Origin of the sequence: Acinetobacter sp. UBA3461, from assembly GCF_002381195.1 — a bacterium.
GTDB lineage: Bacteria > Pseudomonadota > Gammaproteobacteria > Pseudomonadales > Moraxellaceae > Acinetobacter > Acinetobacter schindleri.
On the sequence record NZ_DFRO01000047.1, the window covers coordinates 1 to 12,186 of the forward strand.

Below are 12,186 nucleotides of genomic sequence, written 5' to 3' on the forward strand. Positions count from 1 at the left end.
CATATGGAAGCATGGGATGGTCCTGCAGGCCTAGTCATCCAGGATGGTCGTCATGCGATCTGTATGCTGGACCGTAATGGTTTGCGTCCTGCGCGTTGGGTCGTGACTAAAAATGGTTATATCACCCTGGCGTCTGAGATCGGTGTATGGGGTTATGAGCCTGAAGATGTAGTATCTAAAGGTCGTGTAGGTCCAGGCCAGATTCTGGTTGTGGATACATTGACTGGTAAAGTATTAGATACTCAGGATGTCAATAACCACCTGAAACGTATGCGTCCATACCGTGAATGGCTGCGTGAAAATTCAGTACGTTTACAGGGTAGCCCTGAACTGGAAGAATACCTGTGCGATCAAGGCTTAAAAGGTGATAGCCTGAAAGCAGCACAGAAAATGTTCATGGTAACTTTTGAAGAACGTGACCAGTTACTACGTCCAATCGCAGAAAGCGGTCAGGAAGCTGTAGGTTCAATGGGTGATGATACGCCAATGGCCGTGTTATCACGTCAGGTACGTCACGTTTCCGATTATTTCCGTCAGCAGTTTGCTCAGGTCACTAACCCGCCAATCGATCCATTACGTGAATCGATCGTGATGTCACTGGAAACCTGTTTCGGTCGTGAACAGAATGTATTTGAGCAAAGCCCAGAGCATGCAGACCGTTTGATCGTATCCAGCCCGGTGCTGACGAATTCAAAAATGCATCAGATCCGTACCATTGGCCGTAAAGGTTATGAAATTGCGGACATCGATCTGAACTATCCAGAAACGGAAGGTCTTGAAGCGGCGATCTCACGTATCTGTGAAGAATCTGCCCAAGCGATTCGTGATGGTAAGACTTTACTGGTTCTTTCAGACAAGAAAATTCGTGAAGGCTTCTTGCCAGCTAATGCTGTGATGGTCACTGGTGCAGTACACCATTATCTGATCAATACAGGTCTGCGTACCGATGCGAATCTGATTATCGAAACTGGTTTTGCTCGTGATCCACATCAGTTTGCTGTACTTCTAGGCTTTGGTGCGACAGCGATCTATCCATATCTTGCCTATGACGTGATCAATGATCTGGTCGCGAAAGGTGAATTGCTGGGTGATCCGGTATACGCGCAAAACAACTTCCGTAAGGGTATTGAAAAAGGCTTGCTGAAAGTCCTGTCCAAGATGGGTATTTCAACGGTTGCGTCTTATCGTGGCGGTCAGCTGTTTGAAGCAGTGGGTTTATCCAATGAAGTCGTGAACACGTGCTTCGTTGGTGTACCAAGCCGTATTCAGGGTGCAACATTTGTTGATCTGGAAAATGACCAGAAACAATTGGCTGATATCGCGTGGAAAAACCGTAAACCAATTGATCAAGGTGGCTTGCTGAAATTTGTCTTCGGTAAGGAATACCATGCATTTAACCCGGATGTAATTAATTCACTGCATAAAGCAGTACGTTCTGGTAATTATGCTGATTTTAAAGAATATGCAGAACTTGTGAATAACCGTCCGATCGCAACGATCCGTGACCTATTCAAACTGAAAACAGACAATTCGATTGCACTGGATCAAGTGGAATCGGTGGAAGAGATCCTGCCTCGCTTTGACTCTGCAGGTATGTCTTTAGGTGCGTTGTCGCCTGAAGCGCACGAAGCGATTGCGATTGCCATGAACACGATTGGTGGTCGTTCAAACTCGGGTGAGGGCGGTGAAGATCCAGCGCGTTACGGCACTATTCGTAACTCGAAAATCAAACAAATTGCATCGGGCCGTTTTGGTGTGACTCCTGCTTACTTAACTTCGGCAGAAGTCCTGCAAATTAAAGTCGCGCAAGGTGCAAAACCAGGTGAAGGTGGCCAGTTGCCGGGCGGTAAAGTAAACGGTCTCATTGCTCGTTTGCGTTACTCTGTACCAGGTGTAACCCTCATTTCGCCACCACCGCATCATGACATCTATTCAATTGAAGATTTATCACAGTTGATCTTTGATTTAAAACAAGTTAACCCACAGGCGATGGTGTCAGTTAAGCTTGTTTCTGAACCAGGTGTCGGTACGATTGCGGCAGGTGTAGCGAAAGCCTATGCTGACTTCATTACCATTTCTGGTTATGACGGCGGTACAGCGGCTTCTCCACTTTCCTCTATTCACCATGCAGGTTCGCCTTGGGAGCTTGGTCTAAGTGAAGCGCATCAAGCCCTTCGCGTAAATGACCTGCGTGGTAAAGTCCGCGTACAAACCGATGGTGGTTTAAAAACCGGTTTGGACGTTGTGAAAGCAGCAATTCTGGGTGCAGAAAGCTTCGGTTTTGGTTCGACGCCAATGATCGCACTGGGTTGTAAATACCTGCGTATTTGCCACTTGAATAACTGTGCAACCGGTGTAGCAACCCAGCAGGATCACTTGCGTCAAGAACACTACATCGGCGAACCACAAATGCTGATCAACTTCTTCACCTTTATTGCTGAAGAAACCCGTGAATGGTTAGCAGCACTCGGTGTATCTAGTCTGAAAGACCTGATTGGCCGTACCGATCTGCTAGAAGTCTTGCCAGGTGAAACTGACAAGCATGCACATCTAGATCTGAGCAAACTGCTGGAGTCACATCCTGCAGCTGAAGGTAAAGCACAGTACTGTGAAGTTCAGGGCAATGCGCCGTTTGATAAAGGTATTCTGGCTGAGAAAATGGTGGAAGAAATTCTGCCAGCGATTGAAGCAGGTACTGGTGGCGAATATCACTACAGCATTGGTAACTGTGACCGTTCGATTGGTGCACGTCTGTCTGGTGAGATTGCAAAACGTTATGGCAACCTCAGCATGGAAGCGCATCCGGTTAAAGTAAACTTGCTGGGTACAGCAGGTCAGTCACTGGGTGTATGGAATGCCGGTGGTCTGCACATCAGCCTTGAAGGTGATGCCAATGACTATGTCGGTAAAGGCATGGCTGGTGGTCGTATCTCGATCTTCCCACCGAAAGGTTCACCATTCCAGACACAAAATACCGCAATTATTGGGAACACCTGTCTGTATGGGGCGACTGGCGGTAAACTGTTTGCTGCAGGTACTGCGGGTGAGCGTTTTGCGGTACGTAACTCTGGCGCCTTCGCCGTGATTGAAGGTGCGGGCGACCACTGCTGTGAATATATGACTGGTGGTATTGTGACTGTGCTTGGTAAAGTAGGCCACAACTTCGGTGCAGGTATGACCGGTGGGTTTGCCTATGTACTTGATCTGGATAACGACTTCGTTGACCATTACAACCATGAACTGATTGAGCTGAACCGTATTTCTACGGAAGCGATGGAAGAGCACAAAGCGTTCCTGGGTCGTATCTTGGATGAACATATTAAAGAAACAGGTAGTGCTTGGGCGTACAAGATCCGCCACGAGTTTGACTTCTATAGCCGTAAGTTCTGGTTGGTAAAACCAAAAGCTGCCAACTTGCAAACGCTGTTGAAAACAACTCAAGCTGATCCACAATAATTCCACTACTGCAGAAATGAAGGCAGATGCAAGGCAACTGTGAACCCCTTGCATCTACCCACGGAGAGAGACATGGCAGAACGCCTAAGTAATGACTTTCAATTCCTGGATGTAGCACGCCAAGATCCAGAGAAAAAAGAGATTGACGTCCGCAAAGCAGAATTTGTGGAAATTTATAAACCTTTCACTACTGAAGTGGCTGCAAATCAGTCACATCGTTGTCTAGGTTGTGGTAACCCGTACTGTGAATGGAAATGTCCGGTTCATAATTACATTCCAAACTGGTTGAAGTTGCTGGCAGAGGGCCGTATTTTTCAGGCAGCTGAACTGTGTCATCAAACCAATACTTTGCCAGAAGTTTGTGGTCGTGTCTGTCCGCAAGACCGTTTATGTGAAGGTGCTTGTACCTTAAATGATGGTTTCGGTGCAGTCACCATTGGTAATGCAGAAAAATATATCAATGACACTGCCTTTGCATTGGGCTGGCGTCCAGATATGTCTTCAGTAAAATGGACCAATAAAAAAGTTGCCATCATTGGTGCAGGTCCTGCAGGTCTAGGTTGTGCCGATATTCTAGTACGCAATGGTGTTAAACCAGTGGTATTTGACAAGCGTCCGGAAATTGGTGGCCTGCTGACTTTTGGTATTCCAGAATTCAAGATGGAAAAAGATGTGATGAAACGCCGTCGTGAAATCTTCACCGGTATGGGGGTTGAATTCCGTCTGAATACCGAAATCGGTACAGATGTCACCATCGACCAGTTACTGGCTGACTACGATGCTGTATTTATGGGCATGGGCACTTATACCTATATGAAAGGTGGCTTTGCTGGTGAAGACCTGGATGGTGTTTATGATGCGCTGGATTTTCTAATTGCTAACGTCAATCGTTGTCAGGGCTGGGAAAAAGATCCATCGGAATACATCAGCGTTGAAGGCAAAAAAGTCATCGTTTTAGGTGGTGGTGATACGGCGATGGACTGTAACCGTACCTCGATCCGTCAGGGTGCTGAGTCTGTTATGTGCGCTTACCGTCGTGATGAAGAAAATATGCCGGGTTCACGTCGTGAAGTAAAAAATGCGCGTGAAGAAGGGGTGGAATTCCAGTTTAACCGTCAACCAATCGAAATTGTCGGTGAAAATGGTAAAGTGACGGGGGTGAAATTCGTTACGACTCAACTCAGTGAGCCGGACAGTCGTGGTCGCCGTAGCCCGGAACCAATTCCAGGTTCAGAAGAAATTTTGCCTGCGGATGCTGTATTGCTTGCCTTTGGTTTCCGTACCAGCCCAGCGGGCTGGTTTGCAGATGTCGAGATTAATCTCGATGGTTCTGGTCGTGTGCTTGCCGCTGAACAGCAGCAATATAAATTCCAGACTTCGAATCCAAAAATCTTTGCTGGTGGCGATATGGTGCGCGGTTCAGACCTAGTGGTCACTGCGATCTGGGAAGGTCGTCAGGCTGCAGAAGGTATCCTGGATTACCTCGATATCTAACAGTTAAAAATTCACTGAAATCATTTAAAGAACCCGCTACGGCGGGTTTTTTAAATTTTTGATGATTTCCAAGCTTAAAATAGGAAGCATTAAAAAGATTATAAAAAGTAACAAAACTTTAGAAAATACTGTTTAAAATCAAATTAATTATATAAATATCAATAAAGAATTGAGGATGAGACATCATGCATGTATTAAAACAATCTCTCATAGCTTTGATGCTGGCCAGTACCTTAACCCTGAGTGGCTGTGGCTATAACACTTTGCAAGTCAAAGATGAGGCTGTGACTGCAGCCTGGTCTGAAGTACAGAACCAGTATCAACGTCGTGCCGATCTGGTGCCGAATCTGGTGAATGTGGTGAAAGGCTATGCCGCGCATGAAGAGCAGGTGCTCACAGAAGTCACTCAGGCACGTGCCAATGTAGCAGGCCTCAAAGTCGATCAGGAAGTCTTGGAAAATCCTGAACTGTTCCAGCGTTATCAGGAAGCACAGTCACAAATGACCAGTGCTTTATCACGCCTGCTCGCGGTGACTGAAAACTATCCGGACCTGAAAGCCAATCAGCAGTTCCGTGATTTACAGGTGCAGCTGGAAGGTACAGAAAACCGGATTGCTGTGGCACGCAATCGTTATATCACTACGGTTCAGGACTTTAACTCTTATGCACGCCAGTTCCCGCAAGTGATGACAGCCAAAGTGATTGGTATGGATACCAAACCAAACTTTAGTGCAGAGCAAAGTGCCCAGAAAGCTCCAACGGTGTCTTTTGAATAATTTGACGTATAAATAAGCGAGAAATCACATGCCTGAGATGCTGCTGAAATACTGTGCTGGGTTGCTCCTCATATTGGGTATGGGGCTAACAACACCGGCTTCAGCAGAAACAGCCACAGCAACGGATACTGAAGAAGTCATCGTGGCGCGTGAAATCTTGCAGCCTAAAACGAATCAAAATACTCCGGATCAAAGTACAGAAACTGCAGCATCACAGCCACAAATTGCCAATGATATGGCAGAAGGGCAGCTTCAGCGCGACTTGCCGAGTCTGAATGAACCGGTGATTGATCAGGCAAATTTACTGAGTCCTGCTGAAAAGCAGCAGCTGAGCCAGCGTATCCTGAAACTTTATAATGAAGGTAAAGGTCAGATTGGTGTGGTGATTGTACCGACTACCGGACAGGAAGATATTTTTGATTATTCCATGCGCGTAGCTGAAGCCTGGCAGCTTGGTTCGGCTAAACGGGATAATGGTTTATTGATGACCATTGCCATCAATGATCGCCGAATTCAGATTTTGACCGGTTATGGTTTGGAAGGCGTACTGCCGGACATCGTAGCAGGACGGATTATTAACCATAAAATCACGCCATATTTTAAGCAAGGGCAGTATGCTCAGGGGATTGATTCAGGACTGGCTGAAATAGAACGGATTTTAAATCTCGATCCTGAAATCGCGGCACAGGCCGCGGATGAACTGAAAGAGCGTCAGGAACAGGCTTATAAAGCCCAGCAAGCTTCTCAAGCAACTTTTGGTTCGGTTATTTTTATTATCATCGCTGGTGTGGTTGCTTCGATGATTTTTGGTAAAAAACTTAGTGCTGCAACTGCTGCAGTTGCAGGTACAGTTGCTGGCCTAGTCAATGGCATGGGCTTAATTGCCAGTTTAATGATTGGGATTGGTGTATTTTTTGTATTAATCACTTCACTGGCGCAACTACTTTTGTATGCCTTTGCTTCTGGTGCTGGTCGTGGCGGTAGCGGCCGCGGTGGTTTTGGTGGTGGCGGCTTCGGTGGAGGCGGTGGCGGTTTTGGTGGGGGAGGAGCATCAGGCTCATGGTAACAACGACAGATACAACAGAGATTGTCACACAGCCGAAGCTTGAAGAATATGCACGGCCGAGTTTTAAACGCTGGCTCAAGCATTTCTTTTATATGCCGGCAACCAAGCGTTTTTTCTCCAAGCAGGATCAACATGCGATTGCACTAGCTGTTGAAGAAGCAGAGCATGGTCATGTCGGAGAAATTCAGGTCGTAATCGAGGGATGCTTATCCGCACGATCAGCCTATTATCAGGATACTTTGTGTAGAGCTCGACAACTCTTTGCCGAGCTCGGTGTCTGGGATACCGAATATAATAGTGGGGTATTGCTATATTTAAACTTGTGTGAGCATAAGGTTGAGATTGTGATTGATCGAGGAATCAAACAGGCGACAACTCAAGAAGTCTGGGATCAGATTTGTCAGCATATTGTTCAATTATTAAAGCAAAAGCAGTTTAAGCAAGGGGTGATTGAAGGAGTAAAGAAGATTGGAGAGGTCTTAGATCAGTATTATGATCGAAAAATAGAAGATAAAGATAATGAATTAGGGAATAAACCGATAATTTTGGGGTGACTCTAATTAAATAACCGACTACTTTAGATCGCCTAAAAGCTAATAAAACTAACTGTCTTACCGAAAGGCTCTGCAATTAGTAATGACACTGTTGTAATGGAGGCAAGACGTAAGCATGGTTCAATCAGGAAAAGCTGTCATGTTGCATTAATTGGGGTAATTGAGTAAGCTGCACAAGAACTTGAACAAGCGAAAAGTAAGACTAAAGCGGTTAAAACTGATCATGAGCAGTTAAAAAAGGATTATGAAAACTGCTGGAAAAGTGCACTTCACTGTTGTTAGAAAATTTTGAGTTGAGGCAGAGAGCCTAAGATTAAGTGATCATACCGCTAACTTAATAATTAGCGGTAAATTAATTTTAGATGAATTCAACTTTCATAATGATTGAGTAGAAATAGACCTGAGCTTAAGCGATCAGAAAGAATGGATGCTGCTTTTACTGAAAATTTAATATCTTGTATTAACCATTGCTGAAAAATTTCATAATCTATTTCACACTGATCCAAGTGAATTTGAATAATAAAGTCATACTATGCTAGTTCATCACTTGAGTTGAAATTTGCATTCATGCTTGGGTTGACTAGGCTTTAAATGTATTGAGTTTCTGTCGTGCTTGTGGTGATAAGTTTTTTTCTAGTGTTTTTAAAAGCATAATTTTCTCCTTTTAGAATGGTAAAAATAAAAAACGCACTTAATTTAAGTGCGTTTTTAAACTGCTAGTAGTTAAATATTAGTTTTTAACATAACCGTTGTCTACACACTTATCAGAATATGTCCAAGTTAAACGACCTGTTTCAGCTCCACCAGCCGCTACAAGTTCTTTTGTTGGCGTTAATACACAAATTTCGGTAGTTGCAATACCTTTGAAATTATTAGGTGTAGCAGTAATAACCGCATTTTCTGCAATAGCAATTGATTTTAATGCTTTAGCAGTGAGGTTGGTAGGCATTGTTTCACCAATTTCGCCTGCACTATCACACTTGGTTAAGTCTTTTTCAATAGCATAACATGTATCAACAGCTGTTTTGATAGGAGCCATAGCAGAAGTTACTTCCGTATATGCAGCACGTTTGATATAGTTTTGATAAGCTGGAATTGCGATCGCAGCTAGGATACCAATAATAGCGATCACAATCATCAGCTCGATCAATGTAAAGCCTTTTTGAGCATTCATAACATTCTCCACAAATGTTTGTTAATTTAATTATAAGCTTTGTAAGCTAATTTATAGTTAGCACAAAGTGTGCCAAAGTATATTACTTAATAATTTCTTATGAAATCAACAGATTATTTGGTTAGTTATAAATTTAAAAAAAGTATAAGTAAATTTATGTAACTAAGTGACAAATAATGTCAGTTTTTGTGCATTAAATATTTATATCGTTGAGAAGAATAAGAAGAATAAGAAATAAATAGAGATTAAATTGAAATCACAAAATTACCGGCTTTTTGTTTATCATGTGCCAAACTTCTACCGCCTGATATTTCCATGAAATTCACGCTCGTCCTGATCGCAGCAATTCTTATCTCCCTCGCATGGCTTATGCCTGTTCATTACCGTCCATGGGTGACTTATACGGGTGAACTATATGCATTTTTTGCATTATTTACGCTAGTTGTAATCTATTTAAAAGAAAAACTAAAAATTCCAACAGTTAGCTTGCCTTTATTGCTACTCGCTGGCGTGCCGCTTATCCAGTTGCTAGCAGGACAAGTATTTTTCTTTAGTACAGCTATGATGGGAGCACTCTATGTGTTGAGCTTCTGGCTGGCGAGTGTACTAGGCTATAACCTTTCAATGGGGCAGTTGAACCGAGAAGAAACTTTCACTAATCTGAGTTATGTATTTTTGGCTTCAGGGACGATTACGGGTTTAATTGCGCTGTGTCAGTGGTCTAATCTGGATTCAATATTGCCAGGCATGGTCAATATTAGTGGCAACCAGCGACCTTTTGCCAACTTTGCTCAACCCAATAATATGGCGACCTTTTTGCTTATGGCGTTGATGAGCTGCCTTTATCTGTATGAAAAGAAAAAAATCCAAACCAAATGGCTATTTGCTTGTGCTGCTGTGATTGTTATGGGAGTGGCGTTAAGTCAGTCACGTACTGCTTGGGTGGCTGCGATCGCGATCATATTTTATCTGGCATTCTACCAATATAAAGGGATTATTCGCCTGAAATGGTATTACAGCACAGCCTGGCTCGTCTTTTTTATTTCCTGCATTGTTGCTTTTCCATTACTCAGCCAGCTAGCAGCTCAAGCGATAGATACAGATGTGGTACAAAGCCGTGATGTAGTTTCGCGCGCTACAGGCGATATGTCACGACTTGCGATCTGGCAGCAAATGTTGGCCGCGATTCAGGCTGAGCCATGGTTTGGTTATGGCTGGTATCAGACCAGTGTCGCTTTTGTCTCGATCACGGATACAGTTCAAGGTCCGGTCTGGATTCGTAGCGCACATAATTTTATTATCGATTTCCTGCTTTGGAATGGCTTGATCATTGGACTGCCATTCTTGGCCTACTTGGGTTATTTAGGTTATCAGTTACAACGCTGGGTCAGCACGCCTGAATCTGTCATTGGGATTCTGATGATCGGTGCCTTTGTTACCCATGCCATGTTTGAGTTCCCACAGCACTATGCTTATTTCCTGTTACCAGTGGGTTTTATTATCGGTACAGTACTAGCGCAGCGTTCAGATGTAGCTAAGCAGCTTGTTATGCCATCGTGGCTGATAAAAGCCATCTTTGCGGTGGGTGTTATTTTAATTGCAGTCATTTACCGGGATTATGATACCGCTGTACCAAAACTCGGTCAGAGCATTCGCTATGAACAGCAGCCGGAAAAAATTACCAATGAAAAGCCGATCTTCTTGCTGACAGAATTTAATCATCGTATTGCCTGGATTCGTGTAAATCCTTATACCAAGATGAGTCAGAATGAAATTCATGAATATGAAAAATTGGTGGTGAGTTATCCAACCAAATACAACTTGCTAAAATATATTCGTTTACTGGCCTATAATGGTTATATTAAAGAGGCACATCACCAGCTCTGGCGTTTGAATACGATTCAAAAAACTGAACTGAACTATGATGAAGTTATTAAAGATATGCCGAAATAGTTTTAACTCAATAAAAAAGCCATCATCATGATGGCTTTTTTATGTCTTTAAGAAATCAAAGCTGGCTTTGAATATAGTTTTCAATACTCACACTTTGAATTAGATCAAGCTGAGTCGTTGTCCAGTCTAAATATTCTTCTTCTTTTTCCAGAATTTCTTGAACCAGATCACGAGTCACATAATCCATTTGAGTTTCAGCTAAAGCCACGGCTTGCTGGATGGTTTCAATATTCTCTTTGACTTTGCGTACGTCACATTGCAACACTTCTTGAGTGTGCTGACCAATATACAGTTTACCTAGATGCTGTAAATTCGGCAGACCTTCTAAAAATAAAATGCGTTCAATAATTTTATCGGCATGTTTCATCTGCACGATGGATTCTTTGTATTCGGCTGAACCTAGCTTTTCAATGCTCCAGTCATTAAACATGCGTGAATGCAGGAAATACTGGTTAATCGCGGTCAGGTGGTGATACAACACCTGGTTCAGCTGATTAATTACATCACGATTGCCTTTCATTGTATCACTCCGTATAGCTTGATGACCCATTTGTATTTATGGGTTTTTATATCAGATTATCTTAAATCATATGGCTCGGCAATGGCGAGTAATTTATTGAACTGCAAATGAAAATCGCAATCAAATAGTATCAAATGAAATCTAAAACAATAAAAACCCGCCAGAGTCGAGGGCGGGGAGGAGTAATGATCAGAGATCATTGTTTTTATCATTATATTTATAGGGGTATTCAATATACTATTTAGGCTGCAACTGCCAGACGCGCCGCAATCTGGGAAACTTCATCACTGATGATCATACGAGCTTCAGGTGCACAGCGACCGCAACACGTGCCCAGGTCAAGCATTTCGCGTACTTCACGATAGCTTTCCGCCCCATTGGCAACAGCTTCTTTAATGTCTTGATCAGTAATGCCACGGCATAGACAAACGTACATGTCAGATAACCACAGTAATTAAATAAGATAAGTGATATTATTGATAATTATTATCGTTTGTCAATAAAAATCATTTGAAAATGCGTTCAAAATAATTGGGGATTTAGATAAAAAAATACCACCTGAGCGGAAATCCGAGTGCTGCTCGGATTTCTGCGCAAGAGCGATTTATAATTTAGAATTAAATATTGCAGGCTGGAGATTTAGTGATTTTGATAACTTATTGATTAATAATCACTACACCATCCATTTCAACCAGTGCATCCTTAGGTAGGCTTGCTACACCCAAAGCTGCACGTGCAGGATAAGGCTGGGCAAAGTATTCACCCATAATCTGGTTAACCAGCTGGAAGTGAGAAAGGTCAGTCAGGTAAATATTGAGCTTGGCAATATCTGCCAGAGAGCCGCCAGCTGCTTCGCAAACTGCTTTCAAGTTGTCAAATACACGACGAATCTGAGTCTCAATGCCTTCAACCAGTTCCATGCTGTATGGATCTAGACCAATTTGACCGGATAAGTAGAGTGTATTCCCGACTAAAATGGCTTGAGAGTAGGTGCCAATGGCAGCTGGGGCATTTTCAGTATGGATTACTTGGCGGAACATTAATTTCTCCTTTTATCAAATGGAGCGTAAAACTCTGTCCTGAAAGTCAGAGATATAAGCAATACGACATAAAATGTCGTTGAATTTTTTAAAAATCAATACATTTAATTTAACATGATCTAAAATAAGCTCATGAAAACACTTAAATTACGC

Annotated in this window: 10 protein-coding genes and 1 pseudogene; 7 read left to right on the top strand and 4 right to left on the bottom strand. The window is 43.0% G+C overall.

Annotated features, from left to right (window positions below; all coding sequences use genetic code 11):
* The 6 genes and pseudogenes from gltB to B3D47_RS13950 all read left to right on the top strand — a co-directional run.
* Window positions 1-3,456, top strand: a 3,456-nt coding sequence (gltB, locus tag B3D47_RS13925; protein ID WP_286862569.1) for a glutamate synthase large subunit, incomplete at its 5' end; no start/stop codon positions are given.
* A gap of 72 nt (window positions 3,457-3,528) precedes the next feature.
* Complete coding sequence (locus B3D47_RS13930) at window positions 3,529-4,950, top strand: FAD-dependent oxidoreductase (protein ID WP_004896267.1); 1,422 nt, start codon at window positions 3,529-3,531, stop codon at window positions 4,948-4,950.
* A gap of 185 nt (window positions 4,951-5,135) precedes the next feature.
* Complete coding sequence (locus B3D47_RS13935; protein WP_286862572.1) at window positions 5,136-5,726, top strand: LemA family protein; 591 nt, start codon at window positions 5,136-5,138, stop codon at window positions 5,724-5,726.
* Between the two features lie 28 nt (window positions 5,727-5,754).
* Window positions 5,755-6,792, top strand: a complete 1,038-nt coding sequence (locus B3D47_RS13940) for a TPM domain-containing protein (RefSeq protein ID WP_286862582.1) — start codon at window positions 5,755-5,757, stop codon at window positions 6,790-6,792.
* Window positions 6,786-7,346 (top strand): TPM domain-containing protein, encoded by a 561-nt coding sequence (locus B3D47_RS13945; protein ID WP_286862585.1) that lies wholly within the window; start codon window positions 6,786-6,788, stop codon window positions 7,344-7,346. Before B3D47_RS13940 ends, B3D47_RS13945 begins: the two co-directional genes overlap by 7 nt.
* Window positions 7,347-7,369: 23 nt before the next feature.
* Window positions 7,370-7,657: pseudogene (locus B3D47_RS13950) on the top strand (hypothetical protein); the annotation flags it as partial.
* A 419-nt stretch (window positions 7,658-8,076) separates the two neighbouring features.
* Here the strand turns inward: B3D47_RS13950 and B3D47_RS13955 are convergent.
* Window positions 8,077-8,520, bottom strand: a complete 444-nt coding sequence (locus B3D47_RS13955) for a pilin (protein WP_286862588.1) — start codon at window positions 8,518-8,520, stop codon at window positions 8,077-8,079.
* A 315-nt stretch (window positions 8,521-8,835) separates the two neighbouring features.
* Between B3D47_RS13955 and B3D47_RS13960 the strand changes: the two genes are divergently transcribed.
* Window positions 8,836-10,473, top strand: a complete 1,638-nt coding sequence (locus tag B3D47_RS13960; protein ID WP_286862591.1) for a PglL family O-oligosaccharyltransferase — start codon at window positions 8,836-8,838, stop codon at window positions 10,471-10,473.
* A gap of 55 nt (window positions 10,474-10,528) precedes the next feature.
* Here B3D47_RS13960 and bfr read toward each other — a convergent pair whose 3' ends face one another.
* From bfr to B3D47_RS13975, 3 genes are all read right to left on the bottom strand, one after another.
* Window positions 10,529-10,993, bottom strand: coding sequence for a heteropolymeric bacterioferritin subunit Bfr (gene bfr / locus B3D47_RS13965; RefSeq protein WP_286862593.1), 465 nt, complete (start codon window positions 10,991-10,993; stop codon window positions 10,529-10,531).
* A 241-nt stretch (window positions 10,994-11,234) separates the two neighbouring features.
* A complete protein-coding gene (locus tag B3D47_RS13970) occupies window positions 11,235-11,429 on the bottom strand; it encodes a bacterioferritin-associated ferredoxin (protein WP_005223443.1) in 195 nt (64 codons plus the stop codon).
* A 220-nt stretch (window positions 11,430-11,649) separates the two neighbouring features.
* Window positions 11,650-12,033, bottom strand: coding sequence for a RidA family protein (locus B3D47_RS13975; protein ID WP_108675580.1), 384 nt, complete (start codon window positions 12,031-12,033; stop codon window positions 11,650-11,652).
* Window positions 12,034-12,186: the final 153 nt, after the last annotated feature.